Below are 19,117 nucleotides of genomic sequence, written 5' to 3' on the forward strand. Positions count from 1 at the left end.
TCTATTATTATACCTCTTTTGGAACTAAATAATCAAATAAATCGCCTTGATAGAAATTATTCAGTTCCATAATATTAATTATTTCATCTTGTATTTTCCACCAACTAGTCGACCAATTTGAAAATAAGCTATCTTCCAATGGCGATCTACCAATCAGTCTTTGGACAACTACTTCAGGGGATAAATACCTTAGAAACAAAATAACTCTTTCTATATACTCTTCTTTACTGATTAAGTCTAGTTTATGGTCAAGGTATTGTTTTCCGAATTCAGTATTCTTAAGGATATACAGTGCATGAAGTTTTATTTGATCAACTTTTAAAGCTGATACAATCTTAGAAGTCTCAATTGTATCTAATATTTCGTCTCCCGGTAAACCAATTAAAACATGAGTACAAATATCAATACCATGTGATTTACACCTGTTAACAGCATCTATAAACTCAGCTAAACCATGTCCCCTATTTATTCGGTTTAGTACCTTATAATTAGAAGTTTGAAGTCCAATTTCCATAACTATATCCAAATCATATTCAAGCTTAATTCGATTTAAAAAAGCAAGCTGATCATTCGTAATACAATCAGGTCTGGTTGATATATAGATTGCAACAATATCATCGGATATCGAAGAATAAATTGATTCTTTAAAAATACTAAAACTCATATAAGTATTTGTGTAGTTTTGGAAATAAGCTATAAATTTATTCGAGTTGTATTTTTTTGATATATATTCTTTATTGGTTTTTAATTGATTTTTTACATCCATAGCAGGATCTAAATTTTCAAAAGATCCTCCTTCTTCACCACAAAAATGACAGCCTATATTTTCCTCATCTCTGTTGGGACATGTACCGCTTAATTTTATCGGTAATTTATAAACCTTTTCACCATAACGTTTTAGAAGATAATCAGAGTATTTATTGTATCTAATTTTCATTTTCTTTCATAAAGTCGAGTACTTCTTTGGCATGACCTTTTGCTTTTACTTTTCTAAATTCTTTGATTAGATTTACGTCTTTATCGAATATAAATGTAGACCTCTCAGTCCCCAAGGCTGTCTTCCCAAACATATTTTTTTCTTTTATTACTTTTAGTTCAGCATGTAATAACCTTTCAGGATCACTTAATAGCTCAACTTTTAAATCATGCTTATTGATAAAATTAACATGAGATTTGACAGTATCCTTGCTGATGCCTACAATAGTTGTTTCCAGCTTTTTAAAATCTTCTATGAGTTCACTGAACTCTTTAGCCTCACTGGTTCAACCCGGTGTATTATCTTTTGGGTAGAAGAATAACACCAAATTTGTACCCTTATAATAATTTAAGCTCCTAATTTCATTGTCTTGATTCAATAATTCTATGTCTTTCATAGAGCCTCCCAATTTGGAAATATCTTACTTAGCTCGTGGAAAATACCTTCATTGTCATTTGAATACATAGAGATTCTATCAGCACTTGATATTGCTTCTGGTTGTGCGTTTTTCATGGCTATACCAAGACCGGAGTTTTTAAGCATGGTGATATCATTAACTTCATCTCCAAAAGCTATTATCTCCTCCAGTTTTATATTTTTATAACGCGCCAAACGCTCAATAGCAGACCACTTACATACACCGTGTTTCATGACTTCTAAAATACCATGTGTAGATTTCTTAGAAGACATAATATGAGTTGTAATCTGATTAGGGAATAATTCGTTTATTCTTTTCTCTAATTCTTCCAATTTTTCAGTATAATCAGTAAACACAACCGACAGAACCGATGCTACCTGAAAAGGATCACAGAAGTATCCGACCCTATTTAAGTCCCTAACTATTGTATTTTCGAATTGACTTATATCGTGATCTTCAACCACTAATAAATCAGAACCTTCTCTAAGGGCATCTATATAAACAAGTGCATTCATATCTTTAGTTTTACCTGTTTCAATGATACCTGATACAATATCAATATCTATATATTCAGTAAACAGAGCTTTTTCTAAATAAGCATCATAAATAGCGGCACCGTTATTTGCAATGATTATCCTATTATCTGTTAATCCTCTGGTTAACAATTTTGCAAAATCATAATGCCTACCTGTGGCTATAACAATTTCAACGCCTTCATAAGATAATTTGTTCAGTATATTTGCAGTATTAATGTCAATGGACTTATCGGATCTAAGCAGTGTTCCATCTAAGTCCAAACAAATCATTTTATACAAAATACCACCCCTAAGTGGACATCTATTCCGTTTCTAATTCTTCATCATCTCCGAAAATTTCAAAGAACATTCTGGATACCTCATCAAACTCTTCGTCAGATTCGATATTTTCAAGGGTGAAGTCTCCACTATCATCACCATTCTCAAGATACCTATAAAGAAGTACCTGTTCATCATCAATTGTTACAAGTGCAATATATTCTTTATCATGCAAATCGAATATACCAAGCACTACGCATTCCAATTCACTGTCGTCGTTTAATGTTAACATTATCGTCTCTATATCTTCAAAATCTTGATCAAAATGATCGTGGTCACAACCCATTTCTGCACAATTGTGATTATTTAACTTTTTGTCATCGTTTTTCATTTTAAAACCTCCTCATACATAATAAATACCCAAAGTTTAAAAAATATATACATAAATTAAATAGAAGGTTAAAATTAATAGAATTTTTCTACTTTATAATCCTTTTGAAGTTCAATGGTTTTATTTAGGTATAATTCTTGTTGTTTAATAGCGGTATATTGTTTTAACATATCTTCCTTAGCTTCCTCAAATGTTATAGTAGATGGTTCTTTTCTATCGTTTACTTTAATAATATGGTAGCCAAACTGAGTTTTTACAGGATCAGAAATGGTACCTATTTCGATCTCTTGACAAACATCATCAAATTCTTTAACCATTTGTCCTGGAGAGAAAGTACCTAAGTTACCGCCTGCTTCTTTTGAAGGACAATTGGATAATTCTTTAGCTAGATTTTCAAAAGACTCACCTGCTTCTATTCTGACCTTAATTTTTTTAGCTTCATCTTCTGATTCTACTAAAATATGTGAAGCATTCATCTGCATTGGTCTTGTAAAATGTTGTTTATGGCTTTCATAGTACTCATTCAGTTCTTCATCGGTTATCTTTATATCTTTAAAAAGATTAGCAAGTGCAAATTGTTTTAAAATATTAATCTTTGCCAATTCAACTTCTTTTATATATGCAGGATCCTGGTCAAGTTTTTTAGCAATTGCATCTAGATAAAGCAACTCTTGATTGACAAGTTCATCAGTAATTTTACTGAAACCTTCTTCATTACTAAACTGAATTCTAGCTTCAGGACTTAACATATTAATAAAGTTTTGTACATCATCCTGAGTAATCTCTAAATTTTCTACTTTTGCTCTAATATTATCTGTTGTCATATTATTCTCCTCTATCTTTTTAATTTGATTCCATCATTGAAAAACTCAATTTTTTTATTTTTATATAGCTTTCCGATAGCTTTTTTAAAAGAAGACTTACTAATTCCAAAAGTTTTTCTAATTTCATTTGGACTGCTCTTGTCGTTAAAACGTAAAAATCCATCATTTTTAACTAGTTTAGAATAGATCTTATCTGCGTCATCATCTATAACCATGTGGGCTCTATCCCTTAAAGACAGATTTAATTTACCATCATCTGTAATAGATATAACTCTAGCTCTTAAAGATTCTCCTTCTGTAACAACACCTAATAAATCTTTATTGTGTACGAGCCCATCGTATTTATTATCCACAGCTACAAAAGCTCCATAGTCTCTATTTACGCCGTAAACAGTACCTGTTATCCAATCATTCTCTTTGTAACAATCATTAGGCACTAGGGATTCTTTAATTCTCATTGTGGCACATAATCTATTTGATTTGTCTACATAAAGTCCAAAAAGATAGTGCATTCCTTTATGTGGTTTAAAAGTGACTTCCTGGAATGGCAAAAATAAATCTTTTTCTAAACCCCAGTCAAGAAAAATTCCTATCTTTGAAATTTCTTTTACTTCTAAAACTTTCAGCTGGCCAAGTTCAATTAATGGCGTCTTCTTTGTTGCGATGTATTCACCGCGGTCAAAATTATAGACAAAAACATTAAGTTCTGTATCTATTATATCATCATTTCCTAACTCAGAAGCCGGAAGTAATAACTTTTTATTCTCAGAAGTTACTAATATTGCTCCTCTATTATTTTTTGTCTTAATTCTTGCTTTATAGCTTTTACCAAGCATTTGTTTCCTTCTTTCTTAATTCCTAATTTTGCAAATTTATTGGATTACTCCTTCAATAAGCAGTAATAATAGCGATGATGTCATCGCTATTATTAGAATTTATCATAATATATTTTATCCTCAGTGATACCCTTAGCATTAAGGGATTCAACAATTGAATCAATCATAACCGGACTACCACAGAGATATGCTGTATAATTTCCACCCTGTTCGACATACTTATCTATAGAATTATTAACTCTTCCTTTGTCTCCTTCCCAACCCATTTCATCAGTTACTCTGGAAAGAGTCGGCATGAACTTGAAATCATATAATTGATTTTCCAATTCTTTAAGTTCATCAACCAGGAATAAATCTTCAGGTGTTTTAGCACCGAAATAGAATCTAGCCTTACGTTTTATGTCATTATCACGCATATGGTAAAGTATAGACAATATTGGTGCCATACCGGTTCCGGCAGCAACTAGAATCATCTCACCACCGTCATCTTCATTGTAGTAGAAATCACCATAAGGCCCGTTTATATTTACAATATCATTTTCATTTAGATGATAGTGTACATAAGTAGTTGCAATACCACCTGTATAACCTATAAGGAGCTCTAAATGACCATGATCATTGGCTGAGGATGCTATTGAATACGCACGATAAACTTCTTCATCATTGCCTTCATAAGCAGGTGCCTTTAACTGAACATACTGACCCGGTTTAAATATAACTTCCTCTCCTTCAGGTAATTTGAATCTTAATTTTTTTATAGTTTCAGTCATTTGTTCAACGGAAACTACAGTAGTGTCGAATTCCTTTACATTGAACAACTCTTCAGGTATTTTTATCGTAATGTCTTCTTTTACTTTGAGCTGACAAGAAAGTCTAGTGTTACTTTCAAGTTCTTCTTTGGTTAACCATGGAGTCTCAGTAGCAAGTACAGGACCACCGCCACTTAAGACTTTTACTTTACAATATCCACATGTGCCTTTCCCGCCACAAGCAGAAGGTATAAAAATCTTTTGATTGATTAGCGTAGATAAAAGAGATGATCCGGCTTCTATAAGCATGGGCTCTTCATCGTTTATCTTTAAGTTAACTTCACCATAGTCAGCAATATAATTATCAGCAAGTGTAAGTAGAATAGCAAGTATTGCCGATATTATTGAGACTACAGTTACTGTTAATAATATAGTATTCATATAGCCTCCTATGATATTTGAACTATTCCTGAGAATCCAATAAATGCCATTGCCATTATACCGGTAATAATAAGTGTAATAGCAGATCCTCGTAACCCGGCAGGAAGAGTCGCTTCATTTATCCTTGATCTGATACCCGCCATAGAAACAATAGCCAGAGCCCATCCTACACCTGATCCAAGTCCAAAGAAAGCTGTTTGTAGGAAGTTGTAACCTCTAATAACCATAAATAATGAAACTCCCAGTATAGCACAGTTTACAGTGATTAATGGTAAGAAAATTCCAAGAGCATAGTATAGATTTGGTAGATATCTCTCCAAAATCATCTCTATCAACTGTACAAAGGCTGCAATTATTAAAATGAAAATAATAAATCTTAAATATTCTAAACCAAATGGTAATAGAATATAGTAATATACCAAGTAGTTTAAAATTGTAGTAAATGTTAGTACAAAAGTAACTGCAATACCCAATCCTAGTGCTGTAGGAACCTCTTTAGATACAGCTATAAAAGAACACATACCTAAAAAGTTACTAAATATCATATTACTGGTGAATATTGACGCGAAAAATATAACCATTGGATGAACATCAATCATTTCGTACTAACCCCCTTCTCCTTAGAAATCTTATACTCGGTTGCAATCCATATAATAAGAGCCAATATGAAAAATGCACCCGGCGGCATTATCATCATAGTCCAAGCTGTCCAATTAGCAGGAGTAACATTAAAACCAAACATAGTACCAAAGCCTAAGAATTCTCTAACTACAGCTATAATCATCAGTACAGCGGTGTATCCCAAACCGGCTGCAGCACCGTCTATTAAAGAAGCAATCGGTGGATTAGAAATAGCAAATGCTTCAGCTCTACCCATTATAATACAGTTTGTTATTATAAGTCCTACATAAGGACCTAGAGCTTTACTCATCTCAGGCATATAAGCTTGTAGGAAAATATCAACTATAATAACATAAACTGATATAATAAGCACTTGAATCATCATTCTAATATGACCAGGTGTACGATCTTTAAGCAGTGAAACGGTGAAGGATGATAATGCAGTTACAAATGTTAAAGCAATTCCCATTATTAACGAGTTTAGCATTAAGTTTGTTACAGCAAGAGCTGAACAAATTCCTATAACCTGAAATACTATCGGGTTTTCAACAGCTAAACCATCTTTCATTATCTTTTTAGGGTTTAATTTTTTTGCCATTATTCAACTCCACCTCCCGATATAAACTCAATTAAATCTTGATTAAGCATATTTTTGACAAAAGTAGAAGTTTGAGTAGCTCCGGCAATGGCATCAATATTTCCTCCAGGTGCCGGTCTATTTACAATTATTTCATCACCGACTTTATTGGTGATATCTACATTTCTAAACTGTTCTTTATAGGGGGCTTCTCCAATTCTTCCGCCAAGACCGGGAGTCTCGGCTTGATTAATAAACTCTATACCGGTTAAATGTTTTAGATCTTTGTCTACTCCAATATATCCATCTATACTACCCCAAAGCCCAGGTCCATCAAATGGAACTGCGTAAGCTTTTGTTTCGTTGCCTTCTTTGAGAACGTAAACGACTTTATCTTCCTTATATTTTTTTTCTTCAATATTCTCTTCAAATTTTTTAGAGACTTCTTCAACGGAATCAGATTCGTCGTACATATCAAAGACATAGAGGATTTTTCTGTGAAGTTCAACTTTTTTATTTAATTCTATAGCAGCTTTTGACGTCTGGTTTAAAAAGGATAGTACCAAGGTAAAGACAGCTGTTACCAAGACCATAAAAACTACAGGATAAACAAAAGATTTCTTTTTCATTGAGCTGCCACCTCTTTCTTTTGTTTAGCTTTTTGCTTTTGAGCCCTTACTGCATAATCAATAATAGGAGCAAATGTATTTCCTATTAGGATGGCAAACATTACACCGCCGGAGAATAATGCGAATCCCCTTATTATTACGGTTACGATTCCAATCAATATACCATAAATCCATTTCCCGATTGGTGTTTTGGCGGCAGATATAGGGTCTGTAGCCATAAATACAGTACCGAATACGAAACCACCTAGCAACATTCCTTCAATCGGATTAGGCACTGATTTTACACCCATAAAGTTAAACAATAAGGTAATAGCAGTAAATCCAATAACTGAACCTGCCATAATTTGCCAAGATGCAACTTTCTTATAAATTAAATAAGCTGCGCATAGCAATATTAAAATCTTACTCGTCTCACCTATTACTCCACTGACATTACCAAACAATAATTCAGTAAAAGTCATACTTCCACCTTCATTTCTGAATAGAAGCATTGGAGTTGCAGTAGAAACACTGTCAATTTGTTCGAACATCCAAGTTCCAAAGCCACCGGGAAAATCACCAAGTTTTGCAAAATTATTCCAATGAATAGTTAATGGTTCCGGGAAGTTGATGTATATAAAAGCTCTACCGACAATGGCAGGATTGAAAATATTTTTACCAAAACCCCCGAAGACCATTTTCCCAAAGAACACACCAAAAATAATTCCAATTATAGACATCCATACCGGAAGTGAAACCGGTAATGTCATAGTGTACAGTATAGCTGTTACTAAAACAGCTTCAGAGATTTTGTTTTTCTTGTTAATCTTTATTTCAAAGATATACTCAGTTAATATAGCAAAGGCTATATTAACGATGGTTAAAAACAAAACTCTCCAGCCTTGGAAATATATAGATACAATTAAAACAGGCAACAAGGCTATCAATACTGTTCTCATCATCTTTTGTTTAAGAAAATATTTTTCTATAAACTCCATACTCATACCCTCCTATCTTATATTTATTTTCTTCTCATACGATTGAGACAATAATTCAGAACTAAATAAATATTTACCCGTCATTTCATTTGTTATTATCGGAATATCATATAAAACAGAAATTCTCAACAATGCTTTTACATCAGGATCATGAGGCTGTGCTTCTAGTGGATCCCAAAAGAATATAAGTAGATCGATTTCATTTGTAGCAATTTTAGAACCTATCTGCAAATCTCCTCCAAGTGGTCCACTCAAATAACCAAATACATCCAAACCAACTTTTTCAGATATAATTTTAGAGGTTGTTCCGGTGCCGCATAAAGTATGGTTTTTTAAAATATCCTTATACTCTACTAAAAACTCAACTAGCTCATCTTTTCTATTATCATGAGCTACTATTGCTATTCTTTTTTTTATGGGCACTTTTACAAACGTGCTAAAATTATTTAAATTATGATTTTCGATAATATCACCCCATTAAAAATAGTTTGTATAAATTGCAAACTTACAAAAACAAATCTATCACTAAATTAACTTTTCGTAAGTAAAACCTTCACCTACAACTTCATTTACATTATTGATAATAACAAATGCACCAGGGTCAATTTCCTTTAGATACAACTTTGCTTTGATATATTCATTTTTTGACAGAACAGTAGATATAACCTTTTTGGGTTCGTAAGAAAAACCGCCTTCTGCGTGGTATATAGTCGTACCTCTTCCAATTTCTTTGTTGAGATAGACATTTACCTGGTCAAACTTACTGGTAATTATCATCATTTCAATTCTAGTATTAAATCCGGATATGACTTTTCCTATAATTAAACTATTAATCATAATGCCTAAAATAGAATACATTCCTATTTCCAGACCTACTATATATGTAGCCACTAGAGTTATTACAAGGTCAGCAATAAGGACAGCTGTACTTAAGGATATATGATAAAACTTATTTAAAATCATTGCGACTATATCTGTCCCACCCGTAGAAGCATTTTGATTAAAAACTATACCGATACCGAATCCTACAAAAAGCCCCCCAAATATTAAATTTAAAAAAACATTATCTACAACAGGTTGAGATACAGGATAGACTTGTTCAAAAACTCTGATAAAGAATGAAAGCATAACACTTGAATAAATAGTATAACCACCAAACTCTTTTCCTATGAAAATAAATCCTAATAACAATAGTATAAAGTTAATTATACCTATAGCCAGTGAAACCGGTAATCTGGGAAACAAGGACTTAATAATTACAGTTAATCCCGTAGTTCCACCAGGTGCTAATTTTAGAGGAATCCAAAGATAATAAATTCCAATAGCAATGACAAATACAGCAATAGTTATAAGTGCAATTCGTTTAATAAAAGAAAACATCAATTTCCTCCACTATTATAATAATTATATCAAATATCCAAATATTAAGATACTTATATACACCATATTGAAATACTCAATATATATTTTAAAAATAATATTATTAATCTATCGATTTAATCAGTAAACCTATTCCTGAATGTAGTTCTATTGTTGAGTGTTCCTTTATAATATAATTTGATACACCCAAAGTCGATCCGAACTCTATCGGCTGTTTTGTTAAATCGTAATAAAAGCCATTTAAACTAACTACGATACCTTCCACAGAGATTGGTATCAATGAATAATAGTAATTGTCTTTCTCTATATACATTTTAGTTTTAATTCTACTAATAATATTCTTGTCGTTTACTACAGTGATTTCTAAATTTTTACTAGAATATTTAAAAATCGTTAAAATATTAGAAATTGAATGATCCAGTCTAGACCCAATACCGCCAATAATAACGGCTTCTGTAAAAGAATTTTCGACTAGATACTCCAGAGCTATTTCTAAATCTGACATATCTTTCTCAGATGGATACTTAATAATTTTCAAATCTTTTGGAAGATTCTTCACTGTATTTTTATCAATAGAATCAAAATCTCCAACGAGTAAATCAGGCTTTAAATTGAGAATTAGTGAATTATCATATCCACCATCGGCAGTAATTATATAGTCGAATCCTGATATAATCCGCTCGTATATATCAGGATTCTCAATACTACCGGCTCCTATAATCAAGGCTTTTTTAGCTTGTATTTTATCTGACATATTTACTAAAAATACTATAATATTCTTGGATTCTCGATGTAATATCATCTGCTTTAAAAACATCTGAGCCTGATACGATTAATTCTGCACCTCTATCTATTACATTTTCAACATTTCCTGTTTTTATTCCACCATCAACTTCAATTATGAAATCCAAATTTAAATCTTCTTTTATTTTCTTTAAATCGCAAATCTTTTCATCCATAGCTTTAATATAGGATTGTCCTCCAAAGCCTGGATTGACGGACATAACTAAGACCAAATCCAAATCTTTAATTATATACTCTAGCACATTTAAAGGAGTTGAAGGATTTAAAGAAATCCCTGCCTTGATACCCTTAGCCTTAATTTCCTGTATAGTCCTATGTGGATGAATCGAAGCCTCATAATGGAAAGTTAAAATATCTGCACCTGCATCCACAAATGCGTCAATATATCTTTCAGGTTTTTCAATCATTAAATGCACATCAAAAACCATATCTGTCAGTTTTCGAATAGATTTAATAATCCCTGGACCATAACTAATATTAGGCACAAAATTTCCATCCATGACATCTAAATGAAGATATTTGATCTTGTTTTCGTTTAAAACTTTAATATCTTTAGATAAATTTGTAAAATCCGCCGATAGCAGCGATGGTGCTAATTCAATCATCTAATACCTCCTATTTTTTTTAATTTCATTTATGAAAAGAATATAACTATCATATCTTGACTGATAAATACTATTTCCTATTTCTTCTTTTACAGCACACTCAGGCTCATTTATATGCATACAATCCAAAAACTTACATTTATCTGCATACTGATTGAACTCTATAAAATAATCCGATAAATCTCTTTCGTCTAAAATAAAATCCAATCCAAGCGAACTAAAACCCGGAGTATCAATTATATAGCTGTCTTTTTCAAGTGGAATAAGTTCCACATGTCTAGTCGTATGCCTTCCCCTCTCGGTTTTTAAACTTACACTTGAAGTTTTTAAATTTATATCCGGATTAATCTTATTTATTAAGGTAGATTTACCCACTCCGGAAGGACCCGAAACCGAAGTTATTCTTCCCACTAAACTTTCTTTTATAGACTCAAGATCACTATAATCGGTTTTACCTACTACATATACTGTATACCCAATATTTCTATACATTTCAACATATCGATTAAGTATTTCATCACTATCTAAATCTGACTTTGTAAAACATATACTTGAGTCAATTCCAAAGTAGTTCGTCATAATCAAGTTTTTGTCTAGGAGATAGGTATTTAACTCAGGCTGCTTAATGCTAAACACGATAAGAGCTCTATCAATATTAGCAACTGCAGGACGAATGAGTTCTGTTTTTCTGGGATACACAGTCTCTATATAACCTGTTTGATCTTCACTTGATATCCTAATTTCAACCTTATCTCCTACTACGGGACTGATATCTTTCTCTCTGAACAATCCCCTAGCCTTACATTTTATTACTCCAATTTCTGTATCAACATAATATATTCCACGAACCAGTTTGATAATTGTACCTTTCAATTACTCCCCCCTACTCTTCGCTTACTAAGGTACCGTCATAGTAAACTTTAAAATGTGAATCGAGTACATCCTTTATATTCAGTTCAAAAGCACCGTTTGAAGACAGATGATCTTTGTTGTAAACCTCTACTTCAGAACCATCGACCAGTTTTGTAATCTTTAAATTAAAGAACTCTTTAGTCGTAGAAGGTGGTACTTTGAATTTATATAATTTGAAATTTTCAACAGTTCCGTCTGTTAAATCTATAGTTCCTTCAGGTAATTTAAATGAGTCGTCATCTTCCTTTTCTTTTCCTTTGCTGATTATCAAATCTATCTTAGTTTCAGGTGCAAGGCTAAGACCCGCATTATACGATTGCCACATAACAGTTCCTTCCGGATAATCATTGCTGAATCTTCTTTCGATATCCCCTTGTTTCAGATTATTATCAACGATACTTTGTATCGCTGCAGCCTCTGCAGATCCTAAAAGAGACGGCATTATAACAGGTTTAACTTCCTTACCCTTACTAACTGTAATTGAAATCTTGGTCTTTGTACTAACAGGCTCCTTAGGAAGAGGATATTGGCTAATAATCTTTCCGCTAGGTATTGAATCATGAAAAGCAGACTCCTGAGAGTTTATAATCAAACCCTGAGCTCTTAGAATATTTTCTGCCTCGATGAGTTCTTTGTTGATAACATCAGGCATCTCTTTTTCTTCGACTCCATCGCTTATTACTATTTCAACAAAAGCCCCTTCTTTAACTTTAGTATTTGGATCAGGTTTTTGACTAATGACATATCCCTTAGGAACCTCTTCATTGTGTTTCCTTATTATATTTCTCTCAAGTTTATTGTTTAGGATTAAAGTTAGTGCCTCAGCTTCTGATTTATTTAAAACATCAGGAACACTTACTGTTTTTTGGAACATCGTGTCTCTTAGATTCCTAACTATAAAGAACCCTGAGCTTACTAGTACCAAGGCAAGTAAAATCGGTAGTAGTGTTGTTAAAAATATACTTTTTTTCTTCTTAGGCTTTTCAGTCTCTGCTTTGCTACTTGAAGTATAAACTGCAACATTCTCCTTCTTATTATTTTCAAGGATTTGTTTATTTCTTCTCTTTACCCTATCGGTATCTTGTCCAGTTCTAATTTCAAGTATATCTTTTGAACGCAGTGCTCTTATTAAATTCTGAGCGCTTGAAAACCTATCTGTAGGCTGCTTCTCAAGACATTTCATAATAATGCCGTTTAGACGATTACTAACTTTTTCATTGATAAGTACCGGTGGATTAACCCTGTCTTGTATGTGTTTTAGAGCAATCCCAACCGAATTTTCTGCATCAAAAGGTACCGTACCGGTCAGCATTTCGTACATGACAATCCCTAAAGAATAAATATCTGACTTATGATCTATAAACTTCCCCTTTGCTTGTTCAGGTGAAATATAGTGCACTGTTCCTAAAATAGAGGATGTATAAGTAATAGTTGCAGAAGTTGAAATTCTAGCAATACCGAAATCTGTAACTTTTACAATACCATCATCGGTAATCATAATATTTTGGGGTTTTATATCTCTATGAATTATTTTCTTTTTATGTGCAGCCTCAAGAGCTGCAGCAATTTGAATAGAATAGTTAACAGTTTCCAAATTGGAAAGATGACCTTTTTCGACTATTATATCTTTCAAAGTCTTTCCGTTGATATATTCCATTACAATATAATGAATCCTTCTATCATCGATTTTTTCAGATCCAACATCATATACATTTACTATATTTGGATGTGAAAGACTTGCAGCGGACTGCGCTTCCATTTCGAACTTTCTAGAAAATTCCGTATCTTCTACAAATTGATCTTTCAGTATCTTAACAGCAACCAATCTTTTAAGTAATAAATCTTCGGCTTTGTAAACTAATGCCATGCCTCCGATTCCTACTCTTTCAATTAATTTATATCTGTCGCCTAATATTACACCGATCAATTATTTCACCTCTTTTCCGCTACGACAACTGTAGAATTGTCATAGCCGCCCGAAGCATTGCTCATATATATGAGCATATCAGATTTTTCCTCGGGACTTATTTTCATCTCTAAAACTTCTTTTATGCGATTATCATCGATGCCATTCGTTAAACCATCAGAACATAAAAGAAGGATATCCTTGCTTTTGATTTTGACATGATGTAAATCAACAATTAATTTATTATCTCCACCAAGAGCTCTGGTAATAATATTTTTTTGTCTTGTATTTTTAGCTTCTTCCTCAGTTAAGCTTCCGGATTCAATTAAATCGGCAACAAGAGAATGATCTCTTGTGATTTGCTTGATTTTACCATCATAAAGATAGACTCTACTGTCACCAACATGACCAATATACACATTATCATCAATACAGATAGCAGCATCACAAGTTGTTCCCATATTTGCATATCTGGAATCTGAGATAGATTGTTCATATATTTTACTATTTGCATAAAGTAGAGCATGATTTATTAAATCTAGTTTATTATCTATTGAGTGGAAATTCTGACTAATATAATAATTAATGGAATCGACCGCAAGCTTAGATGCGACTTCACCGGCCAAATGTCCCCCCATTCCATCAGCAACCACAAAAAGATAATAATCATCTGTTTTATTAATTAATAAACTATCTTCATTCAAATCTCTACATTTGCCTATATCAGTTTTGCCCCCGAACTCCATAATAATCACCTCGTAAACAATTCATATTTGTTTCGTAGCTGTCCACATGCAGCCTCAATGTCCACTCCTTGTTTTCTACGAATAGTGGAGTTGATGCCTAAATCATCTAATTTTTCTTTAAACCTTTCAATATCTTTATCATCGACTGGTTTTTTATTGTATTCCTCAATCTTATTTAAAGGTATTAAGTTTACATGTGCATCTAAACCGGCGCACATCGACTTAACAGCTCTGGCATGATCGTACGAATCATTTTCATCTTTTAAAATTACATACTCATAACTAATTCTACGGTTAAGCTTCTCTTGATAGTATTCAAGAGCAGATTTTAAATCTGTTAACTTATTGGCTTTTGCAATCGGCATAATATTTTCTCTTTCTGATTGTATGGCATTATGCAATGAAATTGCCAAATTAACCTGTAGTCCGGTATCAGCCAGCTTGCGAATTCCATCCACGATACCGCAAGTAGAAAGTGTAATATTTCTGATGCCTGTATTATGTCCGTCAGGATCATTAATCAATTTTATAAATCTTATAACATTATCAAAATTATCAAAAGGCTCTCCAATACCCATTAATACAATATTATCTATTCTCTTCCCCATATGTTTTTCTACTTCATATACTTCACTTAGCATCTCGGATGCGGAAAGATTCCTTTTAAAACCACTTTTAGTCGACGCACAAAAATCACAGGACATTCTGCAACCAACTTGAGTGGAAATACATATTGTATTATTAGTCTTGGATTCCATGTAGACTGCCTCGATGATATTATTGTCATACAATCTAATTATGAACTTCTTTGTTTTATCTATCTTAGATGATAATACTTCAACTATATCGATATTTCTAATCGTAGTAAATTCATTTAATTTACTTCTTAAGTTTTTTGAAAAAACAGTGATATTATTAATATCGTTTTGTTTTTCATTATGAATGAACTTAAAGACTTGTTTGGTTCTAAATTTATTTTCATCAATAGATAAAAACAAATTCTCTAATTCTTCTTTGTACATTCCTTTTAAATCTAATGTATTCAAATTTTCACCCCATTTAGTATAACATATGTATACTTTCTATCGTTTTATGGCTTTATAAACCTTGCTATAAAGAATCCATCTGTATTGTCTTTACTATTGAATAACTGTATTCTATTTAATGAATTTCCTTTATAATCAAAGTAGGATTTTTCCATATTCAATTCATTTTCAATAAAATCAGCTTGCTGTTCATTTTCTAGATATCCGTATGTACAAGTACTGTAAACTAAAACACCATTAGGTTTTAAGTATTTAACAGCATTAATTAATATCGCTCTTTGTAAATCACGTAACTCTCTTATGGTCTCCATGCTCCTTCTATACCTGATTTCAGGCTTTCTGGCAATAAGTCCAAGTGCAGAACAAGGCGCATCTACAAGCACATAATCAAACTCTTCTTTCATTTCAGGTTGATAAATAGAAGCATCAAATCCACAAAGTTCATAATTACTAAATTTAATTCGATTAAAATTCTGTACTATTTTCTTGTGTTTAGAAATGTCGATATCATTAGCTATAATAATTCCAGAATCCTTGAGATACTCGGCAATTAATAGCGATTTAGTACCAGGAGCTGCACAAAGATCAAGAACTTTCGAACCGGGTCTAGGATCGAGAACTTGTACCGCAAGCGTACTTCCCTCCCCCTGTATGCTGATTATGCCTTCACGATATAACTTCGTATTATGGACCGATTCAGGGTTTTGAATTAGCATGTTAATGTTTGTAATATCTGAGTTTTTTGGATTCATGCCTAAACTTTGAAGTTCTTCAAATACTTCATTGGAATTCATCATATTTTCATTAATCCTAATTGAAAAAGGTAACTCATTATAAAGGGAATCTAGTAATGAATCAAAATCATCATTATAATTCTCTTTGATATATTCGACTATACCAGCATTAATATTATATTTTATCTCTAAATCTTTAGTTGAATCTATAAGTTTCGATATCTCAGCTTTATTTCTGGATATATTCCTTAACACCCCATTAACATATCCGGATAAGTTCCACTTTGTCAGCTTCTTGGAATGATTTACCGCTTCATTAATTGATGCATGGTCCGGAATTGAAGTTAAAAAAATCATTTGATAAACAGCTATTTTCATTATTATGAGTATTTTAGGATCTATTTTTTTGAGTTTGGTTTTAGAATACATGGATATGATATATTCTAAAGTGTACTTTCTTTCCAATACTCCTAAAACTATTTTTCTTAAAAGATTAAAATCTCTTTTATCTTCAAACTTATCAACATATTTATTAATTAAGTCATCAGAATAGCTTTTGCCAAACTCAACCTTATTGATTATTTCAAAAGCTATTCTTCTGACATTCAATTTTACTTCCATATCTAATCTCTACGCCTATTTGAAAGCGCTAGAAGTCTTAGTAATTGTAATACTGAAACTAAGGTTGCAGCTACATAAGTCATTGCAGCAGCTCCCAAAACTTTTTTTGAAGCTTGAATTTCTTCACTAGAGATATACCCACTTTCGAGTTGTGCCAATGCCCTTTTACTTGCATTAAACTCTACTGGAAGGGTAATAATTTGGAAAAGTAGTACTGCTAAAAACAAATATATACCAATATTTATTAGGAACGGCATACTTAAGATTAACCCCATCATAACGAGTATCCATACTATATTACCGCTAAAAGCCGCGACAGGTGCAAGTATTGATCGGAAATTTAGAGGAGCATAACCGGTAGCATGCTGGATAGCATGTCCTACCTCATGTGCTGCAACACTAACTGAAGCTATGGAATCTCCTGCATATACTTCCTTGGATAGCCGTACAGCTCTTGAACGTGGGTCGTAATGGTCTGATAATGTACCCGGAACCATTTCAACCGGTATATCATAAAGTCCTTGACTGTCCAGTATTCTTCTAGCTACTTCAAATCCTTGAATACCGGTACTATTTCTTACTTTAAGATATTTATTAAAAGTCGACGTAACTCTCATCTGAGCAAATGCCGAAATTGCTATAGCGATAATCATCAATAAATAAGTTGAATCCATACCCATTCCATATCCGGAATAATAACCTAACACAGAATCACTCCTTATCTCAATTTTACTTTTTCAATCTGGTTTCCCTTTAAATAATCTGAGACTGACATCCTCTTCTTACCGGGAAACTGTATTTCTTTCATAACCAAACACTTGTCATTGCAATTAACGAAAATTCCTTCTTCATTAACTTTTATGATTTGACCCGGTTCGTTTTCAGAAAACTTTTCAACAATATCAAAATCATGAAGTTTTACTGTTTGGTCATTGTATTCAAAAAATAATTTTGGCCAACTATAAAGTGCCCTCATTTTATTATTTATCACAACAGCATCTTCATTAAAATCTATCTTTCCCATATCCTTGGTGATAAAGCCGGTGTACGTGGCTTCCTCTGAGTTTTGTATCATTCGATTAGAGAATAAATCATCAAAATTTCTCAATGTATCGACTAAACAAATGCCTCCTAACTCGCTTAAATCTTCACTTAGGGAATTATAGTTGTGATTTTTATCGATTTTAAGCTTACAAATCTTTAGTACATCTCCTGAATCCATACCGCTGTCTACCAACATAATCGATACGCCTGTTTCGTCATCTCCATTTAATAATGAATGATTTATCGGAGAAGCACCCCTATACTGAGGTAAAATAGATGCATGGACATTTAGAACCTTATCCTTAAAAGTGTTAAGAAAAGATCTACTTAGAAATTGTCCGAAGGCAACTATTATAATAAAATCAGGATCCACGCTTTTTATCATTTCTATAGATTCATCCGAGTTTATATTATCCGTACTAAACACCGGTAAGTCTTCATTTATTGCATATTTCTTTACTGCTACAGGTAGTAGTTTACCTCTACTTCTTTTTTTGTCCATTTGAGTGATAACCAGCTTAATATCAAAATCCTCGGATTTTTGTAGATGCTTCAGTGGACCAATAGCGAACTCAGGATTTCCAATATATACGATTTTACTCAATTTCATCGCTACTTTCATCATCTTCTTCGTCATAGAAGACCTCTTCAATAAAGATGTCTTTGAATAACACGCCATTTAAGTGGTCTACTTCATGACAAATGACCCTTGCCATTAAATCTTCGGCTTCCAACACCTGTTCTTTACCATCTCTATCCAGGTATTCCACTTTTAATTTTTGAGGTCTTTTAACGGTTCCTCTAAATTCAGGAATAGATAAGCAACCTTCAACTGCTATTTCTTCACCTTCTTCATTTGAAACAACCGGGTTAATCATTGCCACCGGACCTTCTCCAATATCTATTACTATAACTCTTCTCAGTGTTCCTACTTGCGGTGCTGCAAGACCAATGCCCTGTGCATCGTTCATAGTTTCAATCATATCATCAATAAGTTCATTTATCTTGTCATTTACTTCACTGATTTCTCGAGATCTTTTTCTTAAAATCGGATCTCCATCAATCCTAATATTTCTTAAAGCCATA

23 protein-coding genes are annotated in these 19,117 nt (G+C 32.7%); all 23 read right to left on the bottom strand.

Annotated features, from left to right (window positions below):
* Positions 1 to 7: 7 nt before the first annotated feature.
* The gene (locus VZL98_05915) at positions 8 to 937 is read right to left on the bottom strand and encodes a TIGR01212 family radical SAM protein (GenBank protein WVH64464.1); all 930 of its coding nucleotides are present in this window, start codon (positions 935 to 937) and stop codon (positions 8 to 10) included.
* Complete coding sequence (locus tag VZL98_05920; GenBank protein ID WVH64465.1) at positions 927 to 1,373, bottom strand: peroxiredoxin; 447 nt, start codon at positions 1,371 to 1,373, stop codon at positions 927 to 929. The genes VZL98_05915 and VZL98_05920 overlap by 11 nt, the downstream gene beginning before the upstream one ends.
* The gene (locus tag VZL98_05925; protein ID WVH64544.1) at positions 1,370 to 2,200 is read right to left on the bottom strand and encodes an HAD family hydrolase; all 831 of its coding nucleotides are present in this window, start codon (positions 2,198 to 2,200) and stop codon (positions 1,370 to 1,372) included. The genes VZL98_05920 and VZL98_05925 overlap by 4 nt, the downstream gene beginning before the upstream one ends.
* 31 nt (positions 2,201 to 2,231) lie before the next feature.
* Positions 2,232 to 2,579 carry a DUF1292 domain-containing protein gene (locus VZL98_05930; protein ID WVH64466.1) on the bottom strand — a complete coding sequence of 116 codons (348 nt, stop codon included), beginning with the start codon at positions 2,577 to 2,579 and terminating at the stop codon, positions 2,232 to 2,234.
* A 74-nt stretch (positions 2,580 to 2,653) separates the two neighbouring features.
* On the bottom strand, positions 2,654 to 3,403 hold the full coding sequence (locus VZL98_05935) for a peptidylprolyl isomerase (protein WVH64467.1): 750 nt from the start codon (positions 3,401 to 3,403) through the stop codon (positions 2,654 to 2,656).
* 11 nt (positions 3,404 to 3,414) lie between these two features.
* On the bottom strand, positions 3,415 to 4,239 hold the full coding sequence (locus tag VZL98_05940; GenBank protein WVH64468.1) for a S1-like domain-containing RNA-binding protein: 825 nt from the start codon (positions 4,237 to 4,239) through the stop codon (positions 3,415 to 3,417).
* A gap of 92 nt (positions 4,240 to 4,331) precedes the next feature.
* Complete coding sequence (locus tag VZL98_05945) at positions 4,332 to 5,429, bottom strand: FAD-binding oxidoreductase (GenBank protein WVH64469.1); 1,098 nt, start codon at positions 5,427 to 5,429, stop codon at positions 4,332 to 4,334.
* An 8-nt stretch (positions 5,430 to 5,437) separates the two neighbouring features.
* On the bottom strand, positions 5,438 to 6,028 hold the full coding sequence (locus VZL98_05950) for an Rnf-Nqr domain containing protein (GenBank protein ID WVH64470.1): 591 nt from the start codon (positions 6,026 to 6,028) through the stop codon (positions 5,438 to 5,440).
* Positions 6,025 to 6,648, bottom strand: coding sequence for an Rnf-Nqr domain containing protein (locus tag VZL98_05955; protein ID WVH64471.1), 624 nt, complete (start codon positions 6,646 to 6,648; stop codon positions 6,025 to 6,027). The genes VZL98_05950 and VZL98_05955 overlap by 4 nt, the downstream gene beginning before the upstream one ends.
* The gene (locus VZL98_05960) at positions 6,648 to 7,256 is read right to left on the bottom strand and encodes an FMN-binding protein (GenBank protein ID WVH64472.1); all 609 of its coding nucleotides are present in this window, start codon (positions 7,254 to 7,256) and stop codon (positions 6,648 to 6,650) included. Before VZL98_05960 ends, VZL98_05955 begins: the two co-directional genes overlap by 1 nt.
* The gene (locus tag VZL98_05965) at positions 7,253 to 8,233 is read right to left on the bottom strand and encodes an RnfABCDGE type electron transport complex subunit D (GenBank protein ID WVH64473.1); all 981 of its coding nucleotides are present in this window, start codon (positions 8,231 to 8,233) and stop codon (positions 7,253 to 7,255) included. The genes VZL98_05960 and VZL98_05965 overlap by 4 nt, the downstream gene beginning before the upstream one ends.
* 12 nt (positions 8,234 to 8,245) lie before the next feature.
* Positions 8,246 to 8,656: a methylglyoxal synthase gene (locus VZL98_05970; GenBank protein ID WVH64474.1), complete on the bottom strand. Its 411-nt coding sequence runs from the start codon at positions 8,654 to 8,656 to the stop codon at positions 8,246 to 8,248.
* A gap of 102 nt (positions 8,657 to 8,758) precedes the next feature.
* A complete protein-coding gene (locus VZL98_05975; GenBank protein WVH64475.1) occupies positions 8,759 to 9,613 on the bottom strand; it encodes a YitT family protein in 855 nt (284 codons plus the stop codon).
* A 103-nt stretch (positions 9,614 to 9,716) separates the two neighbouring features.
* Positions 9,717 to 10,415, bottom strand: coding sequence for a thiamine diphosphokinase (locus VZL98_05980; GenBank protein WVH64476.1), 699 nt, complete (start codon positions 10,413 to 10,415; stop codon positions 9,717 to 9,719).
* A complete protein-coding gene (gene rpe / locus VZL98_05985; protein WVH64477.1) occupies positions 10,357 to 11,022 on the bottom strand; it encodes a ribulose-phosphate 3-epimerase in 666 nt (221 codons plus the stop codon). The genes VZL98_05980 and rpe overlap by 59 nt, the downstream gene beginning before the upstream one ends.
* The gene (gene rsgA, locus VZL98_05990) at positions 11,023 to 11,895 is read right to left on the bottom strand and encodes a ribosome small subunit-dependent GTPase A (protein ID WVH64478.1); all 873 of its coding nucleotides are present in this window, start codon (positions 11,893 to 11,895) and stop codon (positions 11,023 to 11,025) included.
* A gap of 10 nt (positions 11,896 to 11,905) precedes the next feature.
* Entirely contained in the window at positions 11,906 to 13,861 is a 1,956-nt protein-coding gene (gene pknB / locus VZL98_05995; GenBank protein ID WVH64479.1) for a Stk1 family PASTA domain-containing Ser/Thr kinase, read from the bottom strand.
* 5 nt (positions 13,862 to 13,866) lie between these two features.
* A complete protein-coding gene (locus tag VZL98_06000; GenBank protein WVH64480.1) occupies positions 13,867 to 14,586 on the bottom strand; it encodes a Stp1/IreP family PP2C-type Ser/Thr phosphatase in 720 nt (239 codons plus the stop codon).
* Positions 14,587 to 14,591: 5 nt separating this feature from the next.
* On the bottom strand, positions 14,592 to 15,632 hold the full coding sequence (rlmN, locus tag VZL98_06005) for a 23S rRNA (adenine(2503)-C(2))-methyltransferase RlmN (protein ID WVH64481.1): 1,041 nt from the start codon (positions 15,630 to 15,632) through the stop codon (positions 14,592 to 14,594).
* A 44-nt stretch (positions 15,633 to 15,676) separates the two neighbouring features.
* Positions 15,677 to 16,987 (bottom strand): 16S rRNA (cytosine(967)-C(5))-methyltransferase RsmB, encoded by a 1,311-nt coding sequence (rsmB, locus tag VZL98_06010; GenBank protein ID WVH64482.1) that lies wholly within the window; start codon positions 16,985 to 16,987, stop codon positions 15,677 to 15,679.
* Between the two features lie 2 nt (positions 16,988 to 16,989).
* Positions 16,990 to 17,694 (bottom strand): zinc metallopeptidase, encoded by a 705-nt coding sequence (locus tag VZL98_06015; GenBank protein ID WVH64483.1) that lies wholly within the window; start codon positions 17,692 to 17,694, stop codon positions 16,990 to 16,992.
* Positions 17,695 to 17,705: 11 nt separating this feature from the next.
* Entirely contained in the window at positions 17,706 to 18,668 is a 963-nt protein-coding gene (fmt, locus tag VZL98_06020; GenBank protein ID WVH64484.1) for a methionyl-tRNA formyltransferase, read from the bottom strand.
* Positions 18,628 to 19,116, bottom strand: coding sequence for a peptide deformylase (def, locus tag VZL98_06025; GenBank protein ID WVH64485.1), 489 nt, complete (start codon positions 19,114 to 19,116; stop codon positions 18,628 to 18,630). Before def ends, fmt begins: the two co-directional genes overlap by 41 nt.
* Between the last annotated feature and the right edge of the window lies 1 nt (position 19,117).

Source organism: Peptoniphilaceae bacterium AMB_02, from assembly GCA_036321625.1.
Taxonomy (GTDB): domain Bacteria; phylum Bacillota; class Clostridia; order Tissierellales; family Peptoniphilaceae; genus Microaceticoccus; species Microaceticoccus formicicus.

What these genes read in the sequence shown, in the direction of transcription:
- VZL98_05915 (WVH64464.1), bottom strand. Translation starts at nt 937, where the DNA reads ATGAAAATTAGATACAATAAATACTCTGATTATCTTCTAAAACGTTAT.
- VZL98_05925 (WVH64544.1), bottom strand. Translation starts at nt 2,200, where the DNA reads ATGATTTGTTTGGACTTAGATGGAACACTGCTTAGATCCGATAAGTCC.
- VZL98_05930 (WVH64466.1), bottom strand. Translation starts at nt 2,579, where the DNA reads ATGAAAAACGATGACAAAAAGTTAAATAATCACAATTGTGCAGAAATG.
- VZL98_05935 (WVH64467.1), bottom strand. Translation starts at nt 3,403, where the DNA reads ATGACAACAGATAATATTAGAGCAAAAGTAGAAAATTTAGAGATTACT.
- VZL98_05940 (WVH64468.1), bottom strand. Translation starts at nt 4,239, where the DNA reads ATGCTTGGTAAAAGCTATAAAGCAAGAATTAAGACAAAAAATAATAGA.
- VZL98_05945 (WVH64469.1), bottom strand. Translation starts at nt 5,429, where the DNA reads ATGAATACTATATTATTAACAGTAACTGTAGTCTCAATAATATCGGCA.
- VZL98_05950 (WVH64470.1), bottom strand. Translation starts at nt 6,028, where the DNA reads ATGATTGATGTTCATCCAATGGTTATATTTTTCGCGTCAATATTCACC.
- VZL98_05955 (WVH64471.1), bottom strand. Translation starts at nt 6,648, where the DNA reads ATGGCAAAAAAATTAAACCCTAAAAAGATAATGAAAGATGGTTTAGCT.
- VZL98_05960 (WVH64472.1), bottom strand. Translation starts at nt 7,256, where the DNA reads ATGAAAAAGAAATCTTTTGTTTATCCTGTAGTTTTTATGGTCTTGGTA.
- VZL98_05965 (WVH64473.1), bottom strand. Translation starts at nt 8,233, where the DNA reads ATGGAGTTTATAGAAAAATATTTTCTTAAACAAAAGATGATGAGAACA.
- VZL98_05975 (WVH64475.1), bottom strand. Translation starts at nt 9,613, where the DNA reads ATGTTTTCTTTTATTAAACGAATTGCACTTATAACTATTGCTGTATTT.
- VZL98_05980 (WVH64476.1), bottom strand. Translation starts at nt 10,415, where the DNA reads ATGATATTACATCGAGAATCCAAGAATATTATAGTATTTTTAGTAAAT.
- rpe (WVH64477.1), bottom strand. Translation starts at nt 11,022, where the DNA reads ATGATTGAATTAGCACCATCGCTGCTATCGGCGGATTTTACAAATTTA.
- VZL98_06000 (WVH64480.1), bottom strand. Translation starts at nt 14,586, where the DNA reads ATGGAGTTCGGGGGCAAAACTGATATAGGCAAATGTAGAGATTTGAAT.
- rsmB (WVH64482.1), bottom strand. Translation starts at nt 16,987, where the DNA reads ATGGAAGTAAAATTGAATGTCAGAAGAATAGCTTTTGAAATAATCAAT.
- fmt (WVH64484.1), bottom strand. Translation starts at nt 18,668, where the DNA reads ATGACGAAGAAGATGATGAAAGTAGCGATGAAATTGAGTAAAATCGTA.
- def (WVH64485.1), bottom strand. Translation starts at nt 19,116, where the DNA reads ATGGCTTTAAGAAATATTAGGATTGATGGAGATCCGATTTTAAGAAAA.